The sequence below is a fragment of the Enterobacteriaceae bacterium Kacie_13 genome (assembly GCA_013457415.1).
In the GTDB taxonomy this organism is placed as follows: Bacteria; Pseudomonadota; Gammaproteobacteria; order Enterobacterales; family Enterobacteriaceae; genus Rahnella.
Genome location: CP045665.1, coordinates 2194651 through 2214045, shown reverse-complemented (window position 1 = coordinate 2214045; position 19395 = coordinate 2194651). Strand labels below are relative to the sequence as shown.

Sequence of the window (19395 nt, the reverse complement as noted above, 5' to 3'; positions counted from 1 at the left end):
GAAAATTTTATGGGTTATTACCTTAATGGGAAAAATATGAAAGTCTCCGTCGCCTCTCTTTCTGCTTTAACGCTGTTAATTATTTCTTCCAGCCAGTCGCTTTACGCCGCTGAACAACCACAGTCCGGCGGAACGCTCACCTGGGGCGTGGAAACCGAACCCAATACGCTTAACCCGCAGCTTAATGGCCAGTCGAAAGCCGAACTTATCCTGCGCGTCGCCTACGAATCTCTGTTAGCGCGCAAGCCTGACGGCAGCTATATCCCGTGGCTGGCGACCGGATATTCCGTCTCCGAAGAGGGCAAAACCTATACGTTCACCCTGCGCGATGACGTGAAATTTTCCAACGGAGAGAAGCTCAACGCTGACGCCGTGGCGGAAAACTTCCGTCATGCGCAGGATCCGGCGTATTGCGCAGGCTCCAGCATCTGCGCACTGGCGGGTCGTATTGAGAGCGTCGCGACGCCCGATGAGCACACCGTCAGCATTACTCTGAAGCAGGTTTACAGCCCATTCCTCTCCTTCGCTGCTGGTCTGAAGTTGATTTCGCCGTCGTCCTGGACCTCGCCGCAGCTAAAATCAGGCGGTACGGATCTCGCCGGTACCGGCCCGTTCATTCTTAAACGCTACGAAAAAGGCCAGCAGATTGAATATGTACGCAATCCCGATTATCACTGGGCGTCGGCCAATGCCAGACATCAGGGCCCGGCGTATCTTGAAGGCGTGACCTACCGCTTCCTGCCGGAATCCTCGGTGCGCACCGGCGCGCTGCTTTCCGGTCAGGTGGATGTCATTGAAGGCGTATCCGGCAACGACGCCGGTGAATTCAAAGACAACGCCGACTTTTCCTATCAGCATGCCCTGAACACCGGTACGCCCTACTCGCTGTTTCTTAACGTGAAATATGGCCCGACGCAGGAACTGAAAGTCCGACAGGCGATTTTACAGGGGCTGGATATTTCGCCAATCCTGCAATCAATTTATCGCGGTGAACGCACCCGCGTCTGGGGCATTACTTCACCGGTTGATCCGCTGTATGACGCCAGTCTGGTGAATAAATACGGCAACAATCCGACGCTCGCCAACCAGCTGCTGGATGAGTCGGGCTGGAAAACCAAAGGCGCGGACGGCATCCGCACTAAAGACGGCAAGCCGCTGTCCATCGAAATTATTCAGGCGCAGGCCACGGTGCGCGACCAGCGCGATGTCCTGTTGCAGGCCTTGCAGGCGCAGGCGCGGCAGCGGCTGGGCATCGATTTAAAAATCCGATACGTCGATTCCGGCACGTATACCGAAGTGCGTAAAACCGGTGAATTCGGCTCGATCGCCAACTCCAATACCGACACTGACGGCATCGATATCGAAAACCATTACCTGCCGGTCAACGCCGGAGGGGCTATCAACTACAGCCGCACCGATGCGCCTGAAATCATTCCGCTGCTTAAAGGCGCGTCGCAAACGCTGGATAACACCGAACGGAAAACCTTCTACGGCCAGTTGCAGCACTTCGCTATTTTGCAGCAGGCGCTGGCCATTCCCCTGTATGAGCCCGAAGACCAGATCGCGGCAGCGTCTTACGTTCACGGCGTCGGCTTCCGTCCGTTTAAACAGATGCCGGAAAACGCCTACGACGTCTGGCTGAGCAAGCACTAAAGGAGTTATTCCATGACGGTTGAAAGTACGTTTGGTTCACCACGGCTGCCTGACACTGCGCCGTCATGGCGATGGCGGATCCTCCGGCGGCTGCTGAGCGGCGCGCTGGTGCTATGGGCAGCGGTGACGCTGTCCTTTATCAGCGTGTACCTCGCACCGGGGGATATCGTCAGTTTGCTGATGGGCGAACAGGTACAAACTCCTGCGATTGAAGCGGCAATCCGCGCCGAATGGGGACTGGATCAGCCGCTGTACATGCAATATCTGCACTATTTATGGCGCGTGCTGCACGGTGATTTTGGCCGTTCGTACATGCTCAATACCGACGTCAGTTCACTGGTGCTTTCCCAACTGTGGCCGACGCTCAAACTTACCGGTCTGGCGCTGGTGGTAAGCCTGATTTTTGCCGTGCTGATGGCGGTGACCACCGTGCATCGCCGCTGGGGGCAGCGGATCGCCGGTTCTGTCGAGCTGGTTCTGGCTTCAACGCCCTCTTTCTGGCTGGGGATCGTCCTGCTGTTTATCTTCAGCTTTACCCTGCGCTGGTTCCCGGTGGCGGGCGACCGCAGCTTTTCCTCGCTGGTGCTGCCGGCGTTATCGCTGGGTTTATCACAGGGCGCGGTAGTGTCTCAGGTGCTGCGACGCGGGCTGGAAGATGCACTTGATGAACCCTTTGTGCTGACGCTGCGCGCCTGGGGACTGGGCAACGCCACCATCCGTTTACGCCATGCCCTGCGCCACGCCGCACTGCCTGCGGTCACGCTCACCGGCTGGCTTATCGGCGGATTGCTCAGCGGCGCGGTGATAACCGAACAGGTCTTTGGTCGCCCCGGTCTGGGTAAAATCACCGTCGATGCGGTGCTGGGCAAAGATTTGCCGGTAGTGCTGGCGGTGGCTATTTTTTCCGCACTGGTGTACGTGGTACTGAGTACGCTGGTGGATATCCTTTATTTATTCATCGACCCGCGCCTGCGTGATACCAGCGGGGAGGAAAAATCATGAGCCAGACAGTCGCCGCATTGCGGTTTACACGCCGTTATTCCACCGGTTATGTGCTGGCGGTGTTGTTTCTCTTTCTGGTAGTACTGGCGGTGATTTTCCCCGCGTGGCTCACCCATTATGATCCGCTGAATGCCGATCCGGTCAACGCGCAGCTGCCGCCTTCCGCTGAACACTGGCTGGGCACCGACCAGCTGGGGCGCGACGTGCTGGCGCGCATTATTTACGGCAGTCGCTATTCGCTGCTGATAAGCCTCGCGGCAATGGCGGTGGCGGTGAGCATCGGCAGCCTGCTCGGTTTGCTGGCCGGTCTGCTGAAAGGGCCGCTGGATGAACTGATCAGCCGCGCGGTAGACGTCGTCTCCGCCTTCCCCGACCTGCTGCTGGCGTTAATGCTGATCGCTTTTACCGGCCCCGGCACCACCAATCTGATATTTGCGCTCGGTGTCGCTTCGGTGCCGCGTTTTACCCGCGTGGTGCGGGCGCAGACCTTTGTAGTGATGTCGTCAGGTTATGTTGAACAGGCGCGCACATTTGGCCTCAAACGCCACGTTCTGGTCTGGCGTCACGTACTGCCTCACGCGATTGCCCACGTTCCGGCGCTGGCGACGCTCGGCTTAGGCACTGCGATTATCGGGACCGCCGGGCTGAGTTTTCTCGGCATGGGACCCCAGCCGCCGACCGCGGAATGGGGGCTGATGCTGGCCGAAGGACGTAATTATCTGCGCAATGCCTGGTGGATTGGCGTCTGGCCGGGCGTGGCGATCACCCTGACCGTCATTTCGGTGAACACGCTGGGCCGTTATTGGCAGGCCACTTTTGAAGGGAAACAACCATGAACGGCGAACTTTTTATCGATATCCGCAATCTCTCGATCTTTTTCCCTTCGCCGGATGGCGAAAAAGCGGCGGTCAGCGGCCTGAATCTGCAACTAAAACGAGGAGAATCCCTCGCCTTTGTCGGCGAATCCGGCTCTGGAAAAACCGTCACCGCGCGCAGTTTGTTAGGTTTACAGGATGCCAAAGCGCGCATCACCGCTGACCGGTTTGTGATCGGCGGGCAAAACATGCTGGGTGCCAGCCAGCGCCGCTGGCGCAAAATTCGCGGCAGTCAAATTGGCTACGTGTTGCAGGACGCGCTGGTGTCACTCGATCCGCTGCGCCAGATTGGCCAGCAGCTGCGCGACGCACTGACCGCCAGCCGCACCGCCGACTTGCGTAAATTGAATGCACAGACCCTCGCGTTGCTCAAATCCGTCGGCATTCCCGATGCGCAAAACCGGCTGAGCACCTATCCGCATCAGCTCTCCGGCGGGCTGCGTCAGCGCGTGCTGATCGCCACCGCGCTGGCCGGGGATCCTGGTTTGCTGATTGCCGATGAACCCACCACGGCGCTGGACATGACCGTGCAGAAACAGATTCTGGATCTGCTGCAACAGCGGCGAGACAAAGGCGAAAGCCTGCTGCTGATAAGCCACGATTTGTCGGTTGTCGGGCAACTGGCCGACCGGATACTGGTGATGCATCAGGGCAAGGTGGTCGAGGAAGGCACCGGCGAAAAACTGCTGAACGCGCCGGACCATCCTTACACCCAACAGCTGCTGGCCGCGGTACCCAGCCCCGCAACACGCGGCCTGCGCCTCTCCGGCCAGCGCGGCATTCCGCTGCCCGCTAAGAATATTTCACCCGATGTGCCGGTGCTGGAGGCAACGAATTTATATAAACAGTACGCGGGTAAAACGGTAGTGAATAACGTCAGCCTGCGCCTTGCGGCGGGAGAAACGCTGGGGATCGTCGGCGAGTCTGGTTCGGGCAAAACTACGGTCGCGCGCATGGTACTCGGGCTTACCGAGCCCGGTTCCGGCACTATTAACATTCAGGGGCGACGCTGGAGCCAGACGCCGGAATCCGAGCGGCGGCTGCAACGCAAAGGCATCCAGCTGATTGCGCAGGATCCGCTGAGTTCCTTCGATCCGCGCTATAACGTGGAGAAAATCATTGGGGAGAGTCTGGACAGCGTCGGTATTTTTGGCGATGAACGCCAGAAACGCATACTTCAGCTGCTGGAGGAAGTGCAGCTCGGCGCGGGTTTCCTGCGGCGTTATCCGCGCGATTTATCCGGCGGGCAGCGTCAGCGCGTGGCCATCGCCCGCGCCTTTGCCCCCAATCCGGCGCTTTTAGTGGCCGATGAGCCGGTCAGCGCGCTGGATGTCTCCATTCAGGCACAGGTGCTGGATTTACTGGCCGAGATGCAGGCGGAGCACCGTACCGCCCTGCTGTTTATCTCACACGATTTAGGCGTGGTGCATCACCTGGCCGATCGCGTCGTGGTGATGAAAGACGGCAGCGTGGTAGAACACGGGCAGGTCGATGATGTTTTCCACCGGCCCGCCCATCCCTGGACGCAGCAGTTGATCAACTCGCTGCCGGTGATTGGTTCAGCGCGCAGCCTGACGGCGGCGCTTTAGCCCTTTTCCCGCTACATACGCCAGCGAGGCGCACAGCAGGTAGTACATCAGCCCGACAAACAGGAAAATTTCTGCCGGGTAAATTTGCACCCGGTTATTCACCTGTCCGGCAACAGTGGTCAGCTCCGGCACGTTAACGATAAACGCCAATGAGGTGTCTTTGATCAGCGCGATAAACAACCCCAGATACGACGGCAGCAGATTCGGCCAGGCCTGCGGCAGAAGGATGTTAATCAGTACACTGATTTTGCCAAGCCCCGATGCAATGCCGGCTTCGGTTTGCCCGGCGGGTAAGGATTCAAGCCCCGAAAGCGTGGTGTGCATTACCGCCGCCGAGGTAAACCAGGCCAGCGCGATAATCACCGTCAGCGGACCAGGGATCGAACCCCCGAACACCACGGGCAGCAGGAAGTACAGCCAGAAAATAACGAAAATCAGCGGGATGCCGCGAATAAACGATGCCCAGACAAACAGCACTTTGCGCGTCCAGCCGCCGAAGCGCCATGCCAGCGCGGCCATCGCGACCCCCAGCAGCAGCGCCAGTACGCCCGCCGAAACGGCCATGATAAGCGTCAGTAATACGCCGCCCGGTTCGCCGTCCGCCAGCCTTCCCCACAGCATGTAAGTGAAGTTATCCTGCAAAACCGACCAGTCAAATTCCATCTTTCGGTGTCTCCGTTAAAATGCCCTGCCGCCGCCGCTGTGGCCGTTTCGGACCCAAAAACGTTATCAGCGCGCCGAGGATCAGGCCAAGTGCCAGATACAGCAGCGTGCCTGCCGCAAATCCTTCGAATGCATGGGCGTTATAGCTTTCTATCTGGCTGACCTGATACGTCAGTTCGGCAAAACCAATGCCGGTCGCCAGCGAGGAGAGTTTCATCAGATTGAGGTACTGGCCGGTGATCGGCTGCCATGCGTTGGTCAGCGCCTGCGGAAGCAGGATGGACTGCAACAGCGTCCAGCGGCTGAAGCCCTGTGAGACTGCCGCCTCCGTCTGGCCTTTCGGCACCGAGTTCAGCCCGGCCTGCACTTCTTCTACCAGAAATGCGGCGGTAAACAGCGCCAGCCCCCAGGCCGCACACAAAAATTCCGGCGTCAGCCATGCGATATTGCCGGGAAACACCGCCCACGGATGGTTATCACCGATGTAAAACCGCCAGCTTTGCGGCAGTGCGCCGTAGGCCGCGAAATACCAGAACAACAGCTGCACCAGCAGCGGCGTATTGCGAAAGATTGAGACAAATACCGCAACAGCACCGTGCGCGACGCGGGAGTTGCCCAGCCGCATCGCCAGCAGCAATACCACCAGTAACGTGGCCAGCACGCTGCCGATAATACTGACGTAAAGCGTGGTCAGAAAACCGGAGATAATCCACTGCAACGGCTGCCCGGTGAGGACGCCTGCCCAGTCCGGATGCCAGATCATGACGTCGCCTCTTTTTCCGGATGGAGCGGGAACAGCACCTTTTGCAGGAACCGCTGCGCACGCGGATGCTGTGGCCGCAGGAAGAACTCTTCCGGCGCGGCCTGCTCGAGAATTTCGCCGCCGTCCATAAAAATCACCCGGTCGGCGATTTCGCGGGCAAAGCTCATTTCGTGCGTCACCACAATCATCGTAATGCCGCTTTTCGCCAGCTCCTGCATCACCAACAGCACTTCGCCGATCATTTCCGGGTCGAGCGCCGAAGTGGGTTCATCAAACAAAATGATGTTCGGGTCGGTCACCAGCGCCCTGGCGATCGCCACGCGCTGCTGCTGCCCGCCGGAAAGCTGCTCGGGATAATGCAGCGCTTTATCGCGCAGGCCGACGCGGGTCAGCAGCGCCAGCGCCTTTTCGCGCGCCTCGCTTTTCTTCCAGCCGTGAACTTTGGTCAGCGCCAGACTGACGTTGTCCTGCGCGGTGAGGTGGGCGTAAAGGTTGAACTGCTGGAACACGAAGCCGATGTGCGTGCGCAACTGGCGCAGTGCCGCGCCGCTGAGGCTGCGCGTCGGCTGATTGTCGATGAGGATTTCCCCGCTGCTGACGGTTTCCAGCTGATTGATGAGGCGGATCAGCGTCGATTTTCCCGAGCCGGAAGGCCCGCAGACCGCCACCACTTCCCCGCTCGCGACCCGTAAATCGACATTGCGGATCACCTCATGATGACCAAAGGCTTTGCTGACCTGCCGGAATTCCACCGCGACGGTTTTATCAGGCGATGGATGTGAAAAAACCGCAGACGCCGCTGCGGTTGATAAAGTATCTTGTTGCATGTACCTGCCCTGAGTCAGTGACGCTTATTTCGCTTCAATCTTGAACAGACGCGGCTGCGGAGACTTGGTCTGCGGGCCAAACCAGACGTTATAAATGCTCACCGCCTGCCCGTTTTTCTCCAGATTCAGCAACTCGTCATTCACCACTTTCAGCAGGCTGGTTTCACCTTTTTTCACGCCAACGCCGATCTCTTCCTTACTCAGCAATTCAGGTAAAACTTTGTATTTAGCTTTGTCCGGCGCGCCGTCGAGCAAGCCAGCCAGAATAGTGCTGTCCTGAGTGATGGCCTGTACGTTACCGTTTCGCAACGCCGACAGCGCCAGCGGGATATCGTCATACGACAGCACGCGCGACTGCGGGAAGCGGTTATGTAATTCCTGCTCGCCGGTGGTGCCTTTCACCGCGCCAATACGCGCCGTGGCGTAAGCATCCAGCTTATCCGGTGAACCGGCTGGCACCAGGAACTGCTGACCGGTAACGAAGTAAGGAATGGAGAAATCGACCACTTTCGCGCGTTCCGGCGTGATGGTGATATCTGCAACAATCAGATCCGCTTTACCGGACTGCAACAGCGGAATACGGTTGGCCGGATTGGTCGGCACCAGCTGAAGTTTCACGCCCAGCGTTTTCGCCAGGGCTTTAGCAAAATCGACGTCATAACCGACGATGTCGTGAGTTTTGGCATCCACAGAACCAAACGGCGGATTGGAATCGAAAGTCGCCACTTTGACTACACCGGCTTTTTTAATATCAGCCAGTTGATCGGCATGGGCAGCAAAGGTGGTGACGCTGGTAATCGCCAGAAAAAGACCGGCGGAAAGCGTGCTTTTTTTGAAGTTTAAAACGGCCATAGTTTTTCCTTATAAGTAGTCTTAAGAGGGCTTGCGCCCTAAATATGCAGCCTGATGGTAAATAGCGTTTTTCTTTTGTGGTTCAGAGAATTGCATAAGGGGGCGAGCGGCTGCTACGAATATAAAAGTATAAATATGTGTGGAATCGATATAAGGGAAAGTGATGGGTAAATGGGTGGGCTGACGCCCAAACTAGCCTTAAGGTCAAGGTCAAGGTCGTGGGCGCCGGCCCACACCGGGCTAAGGGCCGTAAACGCGCCCCTTAGCAATCCTGCGTTTTTTAAAACAAGCGCTATCGCTGGAATGTTGGACGTGTTCTTTCGCTTTTATGGGTGGCGCAAAACCCTGCCGCTGCGCGGTTCCCTCACTCGGTGCCGGAGCCATAAGTCTCCGGCCCGCTCCGTTCGGCAGGATTTTTTGATCGCGCCATATCAGCATTTTTAAAGACTAAACCGCAACTCGCAGCGTTAACATCGGATGTAACTCACTGCAACAACTCAATTTTCTTTGGAAAACATCTCGCAATTCAGGCATTAGGGTGTTGGTTTACGTTTTTGTTTTACGCTATAGTTGCGCCGCTGCGGCAAAATCCGCAGCCGGGTTTCGCAGCCTGGAAAAGCTATAAGGACTCACTTGGTGTAACGCACTAAGTGACAATGTCTGCGCACACCTGTTGCTTACGCAGTTTAAAAACTGTACTGGCAACATCAATGGTGGCTCAGGCAGGGCAGCCTTCGGGCTGGCCGGTGTCCTTGTAGGCCGGTACTGCGAACCTTGTCTGAGCTACCACCCAAAGAGTTTCGCAGCTCCCGTGGTAGTCCCTACTACTACAAGGAATTATCTATGAAACTTTCACATAGCCCTACTTTTCTGCCGTTCCTCACGCCTGTTTATTCATCAACAGGAGGGATAAGCCATGATTAATCAAGACTGGCATCCCGCCGATATCATTGCAGCATTGCGTAAGAAAGGCACCACGCTGGCGGCGGTATCGCGCGCAGCGGGCTTAAGCTCCTCGACGCTTTCCAACGCCCTTTCCCGCCCCTGGCCGAAAGGTGAAATGCTGATCGGTAAGGCGATTGGTTTACCGCCGTCTGCTATCTGGCCGAGCCGATATTATGACGAGCGGACAAAGATGTTTGTGGAAAAAACCCTGCGAGCACCGAATAAGAAAGCCGGGGTTTTGGTTTAGCATTGTCTGCTGTAGCCACCCCCGACACCATCCTTCGCAGGGTTTTACCCAATAAGCAGAAGTCATAGCGGGCGCCCACTGTTCCAGCGATTGGGCGTGTTTGAAAAAACGGGGAGTTCAAGGAGGGAGAGGCTTTCTCCCTCTTTGTCAATTTCTACTCATGATGCCGCCTGCCGTTGAACCCCCGGTTGTTTCATGCCAGTTCGTCACCTTTTCATCCGTAAAATATATTCACTAATAATATGATTAAATTTTTATTAATAAGTCTGAGTGGTTGCCAATACTGGGTTCAGGGTGTGGGATTGCGATTACACTCTTTTTAAGCAACGCAAGCGGTGTATAATAACGGGGGGTTTTTGTTACACACGATAAAAAAATCCTGGAAATGAAATAATTACATCACCAGATTTCATGTCGAAAATCCAATAACATTAAGTTAACAGTGAGAACAAATGGAAACGGAAAGCCTCTATTTTAGCGCGTCTGATGCAAGCAAGTTAAAGAAAGCGATGGAACATTATCAAACCGATATTGAGGCCCATATTTCTCAGGGCAGGCAATACGCAAATGTGGATTTTGAAGCACAACTCATCAAAATATTAATATTTTCACTAAATACTAATCGTCCAGGAGTTAATGCCGAATATATCGAAGGCTTCGACCGTCTGTTCAGTAAAATTGAGCAGGCAGGCCCCGTTAATCAGCATAGGCGTATTATTCTAAAAGGCCAGGGTTTACATTTTGGCGCGATGAATGTGTTTACAGATGAAAATAACCGGAAATCTGTTATTTACCTTGATAGTGTTGGCGAAAATAGTGGCGTTGCAGCCATGAATATGTTCAGGATTGCTTCAAGATATCGTCAAGATGATCATATCAAGGTTATGCTGGTCCCTATGGGGATTCAGACCTCAATGGAAGATTGTATGATCTATAGTCTGCATTTTGTCTCGCGGATGTTTAAACATCGGGACCGGTTTGAGAGCTTACATGCAAAATTATTTAAAGATGATGTTTTGAATAAATTCCTTAACGAGAATTTCTATTCTTTAAAAAACACAACGCGCTCAACCCAATATATACCTGCGCAATTTTTCAAACATATTGGATCCCGAACATTACTGCGAGAACTCATTGGGCCTGATGGATTTGATAAACCCGCCCATGACGCATTAATAGCCAGACAACAAACCAAAGTGGTAACGGGTGAGATGATGGGAAAGAACGGATACAAGGAAGGAAAATATGTAAACTCAATAGGTTTTAAAAGAAAGAAAATCGTCGATATTGCCTGCGAACTTGTGCGTAATCTGCCCCAATAATTTCGTTCTGAAATTCTGTTCAGGCTGGTACACCAGAAACATCGCAGGCCAGCATAATCCCGGCCTGCTTTTTAAACCTCACCCTTACGCTAAATCCGCGCCGTTGCTCGCAATCACCTTTTTGTACCAACAGAAAGATTTCTTTCTCTTTCTTTCCAGCGTGCCATTTCCGCTGTCGTCACGATCGACATACACAAAGCCGTAGCGTTTGCTCATTTCTCCGGTAGAGGCAGAAACCAGATCGATGCAGCCCCACGAGGTGTAGCCGATGACCGGAATACCGTCGGTGATGGCTTCGCCCATGGCGTGGATGTGTTCGCGCAGGTAACTGATGCGGTAATCGTCGAGGATTTCGCCCTGCGCGTTAATCTCATCTTTCGCGCCGAGGCCGTTTTCCACCAGGAACAGCGGTTTCTGATAGCGGTCGTACATCATATTCATGGTAATGCGCAACCCTAACGGGTCGATCCCCCAGCCCCATTCACTGGCTTCGATGTGAGGGTTTTTCAACGATTTAACAATGTTTGCCGCGCTGCTGTTATTGTCGTTCATGTCCGCCGAAGCGCAGCGGGAGGCATAATAGCTGAAGGATACAAAATCGACGGTATTTTTAAGGATCTGGTCGTCGCCCTCGTCTTTGGCAATGACGATGCCTTTCTCGGCGAAAACGCGTTTTGTATAAGACGGGTATGCGCCGCGCGCCTGTACGTCAATGAAAAACAGATTCTCGCGGTCCTTTTGCAGCGCAGCCCAGACATCTTCCGGTTTGCAGGTGCGCGGATAGAAATTACCGCCCGCCAGCATGCAGCCGACCTGATTATCAGGGTTCACCTCATGGGCGATTTTGGTGGCCAGTGCGCTGGCGACAAGCTCGTGATGCGCGGCCTGATATTTGACCTGCTCCTGGTCCTCACCCTCTTCGAACACCAGCCCCGCGCCGGAGAACGGGCTGTGTAACAGGATATTGATTTCATTGAACGTCAGCCAGTACTTCACTAATCCGTCGAAGGCTTCAAAGCAGGTTCGCGCGTAGCGGGCAAAAAACTCAACCATTTTGCGGTTGCGCCATGAACCGTATTCAACTACCAGATGCATCGGTACGTCGAAATGGCACAACGTCACCAGCGGCTCGATGCCGTATTTTTGGCATTCAGCAAAAACGTCGCGGTAAAACGCGATACCCTCAGCGTTTGGGGTCAGCTCGTCACCGTTCGGATACAGGCGGCTCCAGGCAATCGAGGTTCTGAATACGGTGAAACCCATTTCGGCCATCAGCGCGATGTCTTCTTTATAACGATGATAAAAATCAATGGCCTGATGACTCGGGTAGAACTCGTCTTCTTTGAGCTGAAAACGCTTCTCCTGCCCGGTTTTCACCGCCAGACGGTGCGCGCCGTGCGGGATCATATCCACCGTTGTCAGGCCCTTTCCGCCTTCAAAACTGGCACCTTCGGCCTGATTTGCGGCAATCGCGCCGCCCCATAAGAAACCGTCAGGAAATGGTGATGCTGCCATGAGAAAGTCCTCTTCTGTCTTCAATGTGTTTTTACTGCACTTTGCGCAGCGGCAAAGGGTGCGGAAATCTCGGCATCTTCTGCCTTGTCTTCTTTCGAGTGCGGTGTTTCGACCGGAATATCTTCAAAGCCCAGCAGCAGCGTGGTGAAGAAGGAAATCACGATCGCCAGAATCATTACGCCAAACACCCAGACGATGCTCATTGGATTAGACGGGTCGAAGAACTGGACGCTGGTAAACAGCCCCGGAGACGCCATCGAATGGCTGGCAAGGCCGCCCAGCCCGGCGACGCCGCCGCAGATAAATCCGCTGATGAGACAGGCGATCAGCGGGCGTTTAAGGCGCAGTGCGACACCGTACAGCGCTGGTTCTGAAATCCCGGCAATAATCGCCGAAGCGGCTGCGGCCAGCGCGGTCTGTCGCAGTTCCGGGTTTTTGGTGCGCCACGCCACCGCGAGCGAGGAACCGCCGAGCGACAGGTTCGCACCAATTTCCGACGGCATCACCATTCCTTCTTTGCCGGTTTCAGCGATGGTCTGAATGATGGTTGGCGTAAATACGCGGTGCATGCCGGTCATCACCAGCAGCGGCCATGCCGCGCCCATGATGGCGACCGAGAGCCAGCCGAGATAGCTGTGAACGGTGTACACCACCGCCGAAATTCCGGTGCCGATCCAGATTCCCAGCGGGCCGATAATCACAATCGCGATCGGTGCGGCAATCAGCATGATCAGCATCGGTTTGAGGAAGTTTTTAGTCACAACTGGCGTTATGCGGTCAACCCACTTTTCAATGTATGACAACAGCCACGTCATACACAGCGCAGGGATCACGGTGTAGGTATATTTCACTGCTGTGATAGAAATTCCGATGAACTCTACTTTTTGACCCTGAGCAGCTTTGGCCATCAGATCGATAAATGCCGGATGCAGCAGTACCCCGGCAATGGCAATCGCCAGCGACATGTTGGTTTTAAATTTTACCGCCGCCGAAGCCGCGACCATCACCGGCAGGAAGAAGAACGCGCCGTCGCCAATGGTGTTGAGGATCACCAGCGTCGATGCGCCCTTCTCAAAGACGCCGGTCATATCAAGGATCATCGCCAGCAGTTTGACCATTGAGCCGCCGATGATGGCAGGGATCAGCGGCGACATGGTGCCGATCAGCGCGTCGAGAATGCCTGCGCCGATGCGTCGTAGCGTGAGTTTGCTTTTAACCGGCGCGCCGCCTGCACCAGAGAGCCCTTCCGGCAGTAACTTAAGGACTTCGGCGTAGGCGTGGGACACGTTGTTGCCGACGATCACCTGACACTGTTGCTCATTGCGCACCACACCCATCACACCACTGATGGCTTTGAGTTTTTCGCCGTCAACCAGGGAGGCATCGTTGAGAACAAAACGCAGACGCGTCATGCAGTGCGTAACCGCCGCGACGTTCTCTGCGCCGCCGATAGCACGGATAATCGACTGCGACATTGCTGCAAAATTCTTAGACATGAGGGTAACTCTCTCAGATTCATAGGGTTATGAACGATGCTGTATGCGAAAAATCGGTATGAACGCGCTTCTTAGTGTGTTTCTGAAACAATAGGTAACCGGTTACATACGAGAATGTGCAGATCTGATGGCGACTTCAACAGAAAGTGACAACCCTGTTTCATTTTTGTGATGACGATCTCCATGAGAAGGCTTTGCGCGGTGAAATCCGCGAAAATACGCAGAAATGTGTAGAATGACGGATCATTTTTTTCTTTCAGGTGTGCCTGATGTCGACAATGCAGGAAGTGGCGTCCAGAGCAGGCGTCTCTAAAGCCACGGTGTCCCGCGTACTTTCCGGGAAAGGCTATGTGAGCCAGGAAACGAAGGATCAGGTGTTCAGGGCTATTGAAGAAACCGGCTATCGCCCGAATTTACTGGCGCGTAATCTGGCAACCAGTAAATCCATGTGCATCGGGCTGGTGGTCACCAATACACTTTACAACGGCAATTATTTCAGTGAGTTAATCTCACAGGCGGCGAAAAAACTGGATGCCAACGGGCGTCAGCTGATCCTGGTGGATGGCAAAAACAGCGCCGCCGAAGAGCAGGAAGCTATCGAGTTTTTGCATGATTTACGCTGTGATGGGATCATTATTTATCCGCGCTTTTTATCGGTCGATGAAATGGATTTGATCATCGATAAATATAAAAAACCGGTGATGGTGGTGAACCGTAAACTGAGAAAACATCAGAGCCACTGTATATATTGCGATCATAAAGGCTCGAGTTATCAGGCAACGCAGGCACTGATTGCACGCGGCCATCACGATATTGCGTTTATAACCGGCTCGATGGATTCCCCGACGGCTATTGAACGCCTGTCTGGCTACAAAGATGCGTTAATCGCCGCCGGTCTGCCGGTACGGGAATCACTGATTGTGCAGGGGAAATGGTCACCGGCCAGCGGCGCAGCAGCCGTCAGCGCACTGCTTGCCGGAGATCACCCGTTCAGCGCCATCGTTGCCAGTAATGATGAAATGGCGATCGGCGCGATGAAGCAACTCAGCGACGCCGGAATTAAAGTGCCTGATGCAGTTTCGGTGATCGGGTTTGATAATATTCCGACCGCGCCGTTTTTAATTCCCGCGCTTTCCAGCGTAAAAGATCCGGTGAGTGATATGGTCAGTGAAGTGATTAATCAGATTATTTCGATGCTCGATGGCGGGTATTTATCAGAAAAAAATCAGTTTACCTCAGATCTTATTTTGCGGGATTCGGTGGCTGACGGCCCCTTTATTCCCACGATATAAACCGCCCTGACCCGGTCAAAGTACTGCCAGAAAAAAAGTACTGCCAGAATAAATAGCCGCACACCGTTGCGGCTTTGTCATTTCTGGCCGCCAGTCACCCTCTCTCCTCTGCGGTAAATCCTTAAGCTTTTTGTGCCATCGCATTAAAGCTCCTGAAGCGGCTGCCGATAACCATTACGCCTATTTAAACCCAAAAGTGGAATTTCACTTAAGGCCGTTATTTTTGCTATAAACGCTTAATTTTAAGTATCTTAGAGGCATAATTTGACGAACTAAGAATTATCTTATGCTAACGTCTCACCACACATCACAGCAAAAATGCGTCGGGAACAGACGCACTATTTAGCCGGACTCTAATTTGGGAGGATCCCGCACAGAGGCGGCCAGCTAGCAGGCAAATTAAAATGAACGAAGATTCTGACGTACTGTATCGGTTGCTGGTTCAACGCGTTGAAGATTACGCAATTTATATGCTGAAACCCGATGGCACCGTGGCGAACTGGAATGCCGGTGCGCAGCGAGCCAAAGGTTATGCGCCTGAGGAAGTGGTCGGGAAACATTTCTCCTGTTTTTACACTGAAGAAGATAAAAAAAACGGCTGGCCACAGCACGGGCTGGAAACGGCACGCGAAACCGGCCGTTATGAATCCGAGGGCTGGCGCCAGCGCAAAGACGGCTCGCGTTTTTGGGCACACGTCATCATCGAAGCGCTGCGCGAAGCCGGAGAAATCATCGGGTTTGCCAAGATAACCCGTGACGTTACCGAACGTCGTGAAAACGAACAGGCGCTGATGTACGCCAAAGATCTGGCCGAATCGAACAGTGAACAGCTCTCCGCCCTCACACAGTTTCTTAATACCGTGATCGCCAATATTCCTTCGTCGGTGATCGTCGAAAATGCCGTGTCGCGGGAAATTCTGCTGGTGAATCGTCAGGCTGAGCGTCTGCTGGGGATTTCGCGCGAAGACATGCTCGGTAAGCGCCCGCAGGACTGCATGGGCGTCGGCCTGAGTTCGTTTATCAATAAACAGTCGGACGAATGTCTGCGCGCCGAAGGTGTACATAAAAGCGAACAGCAGCTACTGACCGCCATCGGTGACCGCACGCTGCAAACCACCAGTTCGGTGATCCGCGGCCACGATCCGCAGACCAGTTACGTAATGATGATCGCCGATGACGTGACCGACCAGCACGCGGCGCACGCGCGCATCCACCACATGGCGCATCACGATAATCTGACCAGCCTGCCCAACCGTATTCTGTTCAGCCAGCGTCTGAGCGAAGCCTTGCAGACTGACAGCTACAACCACACGCACACCGCCACGCTGTGTCTGGATCTCGACAACTTCAAAAACGTTAACGATGCACTCGGCCATCAGGTCGGCGACGAATTGCTGCGCGCGATAGCCAAACGTCTGCGCATGACGCTGCGCGATGACGACACGCTCGCGCGCATTGGCGGCGATGAGTTCGCCGTGGTGCTGCCGGGGCTGAAAGATATCGCCGCCGCGCATCAGATCTCAAAACGTCTGATTGAGTCCGTGCGTCCGCCGGTGATAGTCGACGGCCATTCGCTGTCAGTTGGCCTGAGCATTGGTATCGCGCTGGCGGATTCCCCGGACAATACGCCGGATCAGCTGTTGCGCTGCGCGGACATGGCGCTGTACGAAGCCAAACGTAACGGCCGCAACCGCTATGAAGATTTTCGCATTGAGATGGACGCCGCCGCGCGCAAACGTCGTCTGGTTGAACTGGATTTACGCGATGCGATCACCTGTAATCAGCTGCGCCTCTATTATCAGCCGATCACCGATGCCAAACATGATGCGGTCATTGGCTACGAAGCGCTGATGCGCTGGCACCATCCGAAAAACGGCCTGGTCATGCCGATCGATTTTATTCCGATTGCCGAAGAAACGGGGCTGATCCACAGTCTGGGATCGTTCGCGCTGCATGAAGCCTGCCGCGAAGCGACCACCTGGGCGGGAAACCAGACCGTTGCGGTGAACCTTTCGCCGATCCAGTTCAAAAACAGCGGGCTGGTGTCCGTGGTCGAATCTGCATTGGCCTCTTCAGGGCTTGCGCCGGAAAGACTGGAAGTGGAAATCACCGAATCGGTATTACTCGATAACACGCTGGGCAATGTCGGCACGCTGCGCAAACTCAAAGCGCTGGGCATCCGCATCGCGCTGGATGATTTCGGCACCGGCTACTCGTCTCTGAGTTATTTGCGTTCGTTCCCGTTCGATAAAATCAAAATTGACCGGTCGTTTATCAATGACATGCAGGACAGCCCGGAAGCGCTGGCGATTATCCGCGCCATCACCGGTATGAGCCGTAGTCTGGCTATTCAGACCACCGCCGAAGGCGTGGAAACCGACGAGCAGTTCCGGCGTCTGAAAGAAGAAGGATGTTCATTGTTTCAGGGGTATTTTTTTGGACGGCCTCAGCCCTCAGAATCCCGCCTGCTGGGCTTTACACCTGTCTGATGCTAGCCAGTAGACCAGAAATCGGTAAGACCTGATCGGGAAATAAAGAGGTGTTTTGCGCTTTAATTCAGGCGATTAGCTTTTCTTAAATCGCGTAAAGCCCCCTGATAAAACGAAAGAAGCCCGCTTAACGGTTTACGCTAAGCGGGCTTTCAACTTTCAAAACCGCTATTACATCATTGGCAAGTTCAGCCCGTTGCGCTCTGCGCACGCTGCCGCCTGTTCATAGCCGGCATCGGCATGACGCATTACGCCGGTCGCCGGATCGTTCCACAATACGCGCGCCAGACGCGCATCCGCCTCCCTGCTACCGTCTGCCACAATCACCATCCCCGCATGTTGCGAGAAACCCATGCCAACGCCGCCGCCGTGATGCAGGCTGACCCAGGTCGCGCCTCCCGCAGTATTGAGCAAAGCGTTAAGCAGCGGCCAGTCGGAAACCGCATCGGAGCCATCTTTCATTGCTTCGGTTTCGCGGTTCGGCGAAGCAACCGAGCCGGTGTCCAGATGGTCTCGGCCAATCACTACCGGCGCTTTCAGTTCGCCGTTGCGCACCATTTCGTTGAACGCCAGCCCGGCGATATGTCGCTCACCCAGACCAAGCCAGCAGATACGCGCCGGTAATCCCTGAAACGCGATGCGCTCGCGCGCCATGTCCAGCCAGTTGATCAGATTGGCATTATCGGGGAACAGCTCTTTTAATTTAGCGTCGGTTTTGTAGATATCTTGCGGATCGCCGGAAAGTGCCACCCAGCGGAAGGGGCCTTTGCCTTCGCAGAATAGCGGACGAATATACGCCGGAACAAAACCAGGGAAGTCAAAGGCGTTGGCCACGCCTTCATCTTTCGCCACCTGCCGGATATTGTTGCCGTAATCGACGGTCGGGATGCCCATCGCGTGGAAATCAAGCATCGCCAGTACGTGTTTCGCCATCGAGGCTTTGGCCGCTTTGATAACCGATTGCGGGTCAGACTGACGCGCCGCCTGCCATTTTTCTAAGCTCCAGCCTTCTGGCAGATAACCATTCAGCGGATCGTGTGCAGATGTCTGGTCGGTGACGATATCCGGGCGCAGGCCGCCTTCTTTGGCGCGCGCCACCAGCTGCGGCATCAGCTCGGCCGCATTGCCCAGCAGGCCAACAGAAATCGCTTTCTTTTCGGCGCAGGCTTTCTCGATCAGCGCCAGCGCTTCATCAATGCTATGCGCTTTATAATCGAGGTAGCGGGTGCGGATGCGAAAATCAATGCGCGATTCCTGACACTCAATCGCCAGCACGCAGGCACCGGCCAGCACACCGGCCAGCGGCTGCGCCCCGCCCATGCCGCCCAGACCGGCGGTCAAAATCCATTTGCCGCGCAGGTCGCTGTTGTAATGCTGACGCCCCGCTTCAGCGAAGGTTTCGTAAGTGCCCTGAACAATGCCCTGCGCCCCGATGTAGATCCACGAACCGGCGGTCATCTGGCCGTACATCATCAGCCCGGCTTTATCCAGCTGATGGAAATGCTCCCAGTTTGCCCAATGCGGCACGAGATTAGAGTTGGCGATCAGCACCCGTGGCGCGTCGGTATGCGTGCGAAATATGCCGACCGGTTTGCCGGACTGCACCAGCAGCGTTTCGTCTTCGCGCAGTCCGCGCAGGCTTGAAAGAATGGCTTCAAACGCGGGCCAGTTGCGCGCCGCTTTGCCTATTCCGCCGTACACCACCAGATCGTCCGGGCGCTCGGCGACGTCCGGATCGAGATTGTTTTGCAGCATGCGGTACGCCGCTTCTATAAGCCAGTTCTGGCAACTGAGTTCTGTGCCGTGCGGGGCACGAACAACGCGGGCAACGGCGGTTTTTTGTGGAGCGTTCATTTTCGGTTCCT

16 protein-coding genes are annotated in these 19395 nt (G+C 54.9%); 9 read left to right on the top strand and 7 right to left on the bottom strand.

What is annotated here, in order from left to right:
- The first annotated feature begins 36 nt into the window (after window positions 1–36).
- The 4 genes from GE278_10155 to GE278_10140 are packed head-to-tail and all read left to right on the top strand — an operon-like array spanning window position 37 to window position 5119.
- The gene (locus tag GE278_10155; GenBank protein ID QLK61098.1) at window positions 37–1653 is read left to right on the top strand and encodes an ABC transporter substrate-binding protein; all 1617 of its coding nucleotides are present in this window, start codon (window positions 37–39) and stop codon (window positions 1651–1653) included.
- 12 nt (window positions 1654–1665) lie between these two features.
- On the top strand, window positions 1666–2655 hold the full coding sequence (locus GE278_10150) for an ABC transporter permease subunit (protein ID QLK61097.1): 990 nt from the start codon (window positions 1666–1668) through the stop codon (window positions 2653–2655).
- A complete protein-coding gene (locus GE278_10145) occupies window positions 2652–3491 on the top strand; it encodes an ABC transporter permease subunit (protein QLK61096.1) in 840 nt (279 codons plus the stop codon). The genes GE278_10150 and GE278_10145 overlap by 4 nt, the downstream gene beginning before the upstream one ends.
- Window positions 3488–5119, top strand: coding sequence for a dipeptide ABC transporter ATP-binding protein (locus GE278_10140; protein QLK61095.1), 1632 nt, complete (start codon window positions 3488–3490; stop codon window positions 5117–5119). Before GE278_10145 ends, GE278_10140 begins: the two co-directional genes overlap by 4 nt.
- On the opposite strand, the gene GE278_10135 is transcribed toward GE278_10140, so the two are convergent.
- Genes GE278_10135 through GE278_10120 form a run of 4 tightly spaced genes read right to left on the bottom strand, consistent with a single transcriptional unit; the run spans window position 5090 to window position 8224 of the window.
- Window positions 5090–5782 (bottom strand): ABC transporter permease subunit, encoded by a 693-nt coding sequence (locus tag GE278_10135; GenBank protein QLK61094.1) that lies wholly within the window; start codon window positions 5780–5782, stop codon window positions 5090–5092. The genes GE278_10140 and GE278_10135 overlap by 30 nt on opposite strands.
- Window positions 5772–6545 (bottom strand): ABC transporter permease subunit, encoded by a 774-nt coding sequence (locus tag GE278_10130; GenBank protein QLK61093.1) that lies wholly within the window; start codon window positions 6543–6545, stop codon window positions 5772–5774. Before GE278_10130 ends, GE278_10135 begins: the two co-directional genes overlap by 11 nt.
- The gene (locus tag GE278_10125; GenBank protein QLK61092.1) at window positions 6542–7372 is read right to left on the bottom strand and encodes an ATP-binding cassette domain-containing protein; all 831 of its coding nucleotides are present in this window, start codon (window positions 7370–7372) and stop codon (window positions 6542–6544) included. The genes GE278_10130 and GE278_10125 overlap by 4 nt, the downstream gene beginning before the upstream one ends.
- 24 nt (window positions 7373–7396) lie before the next feature.
- Window positions 7397–8224: a transporter substrate-binding domain-containing protein gene (locus GE278_10120; protein QLK61091.1), complete on the bottom strand. Its 828-nt coding sequence runs from the start codon at window positions 8222–8224 to the stop codon at window positions 7397–7399.
- Window positions 8225–8880: 656 nt separating this feature from the next.
- On the opposite strand from GE278_10120, the gene GE278_10115 reads away from it, so the two are divergent.
- From GE278_10115 to GE278_10105, 3 genes are all read left to right on the top strand, one after another.
- Window positions 8881–8982: a hypothetical protein gene (locus tag GE278_10115; protein QLK61090.1), complete on the top strand. Its 102-nt coding sequence runs from the start codon at window positions 8881–8883 to the stop codon at window positions 8980–8982.
- A gap of 158 nt (window positions 8983–9140) precedes the next feature.
- Entirely contained in the window at window positions 9141–9416 is a 276-nt protein-coding gene (locus tag GE278_10110) for a transcriptional regulator (GenBank protein ID QLK61089.1), read from the top strand.
- A gap of 452 nt (window positions 9417–9868) precedes the next feature.
- Entirely contained in the window at window positions 9869–10738 is an 870-nt protein-coding gene (locus tag GE278_10105) for a hypothetical protein (protein QLK61088.1), read from the top strand.
- Window positions 10739–10822: 84 nt separating this feature from the next.
- Here GE278_10105 and ascB read toward each other — a convergent pair whose 3' ends face one another.
- Window positions 10823–12253 carry a 6-phospho-beta-glucosidase gene (gene ascB / locus GE278_10100; GenBank protein ID QLK61087.1) on the bottom strand — a complete coding sequence of 477 codons (1431 nt, stop codon included), beginning with the start codon at window positions 12251–12253 and terminating at the stop codon, window positions 10823–10825.
- Window positions 12254–12273: 20 nt separating this feature from the next.
- Entirely contained in the window at window positions 12274–13749 is a 1476-nt protein-coding gene (gene ascF / locus GE278_10095) for a PTS cellobiose/arbutin/salicin transporter subunit IIBC (GenBank protein QLK61086.1), read from the bottom strand.
- Between the two features lie 269 nt (window positions 13750–14018).
- Between ascF and GE278_10090 the strand changes: the two genes are divergently transcribed.
- Both GE278_10090 and GE278_10085 read left to right on the top strand, forming a co-directional pair.
- Window positions 14019–15041, top strand: a complete 1023-nt coding sequence (locus GE278_10090) for a substrate-binding domain-containing protein (protein ID QLK61085.1) — start codon at window positions 14019–14021, stop codon at window positions 15039–15041.
- Between the two features lie 404 nt (window positions 15042–15445).
- Window positions 15446–17530: an EAL domain-containing protein gene (locus tag GE278_10085; protein ID QLK61084.1), complete on the top strand. Its 2085-nt coding sequence runs from the start codon at window positions 15446–15448 to the stop codon at window positions 17528–17530.
- 171 nt (window positions 17531–17701) lie between these two features.
- Here the strand turns inward: GE278_10085 and GE278_10080 are convergent, their stop codons facing one another.
- On the bottom strand, window positions 17702–19384 hold the full coding sequence (locus GE278_10080; protein QLK61083.1) for a urocanate hydratase: 1683 nt from the start codon (window positions 19382–19384) through the stop codon (window positions 17702–17704).
- Between the last annotated feature and the right edge of the window lie 11 nt (window positions 19385–19395).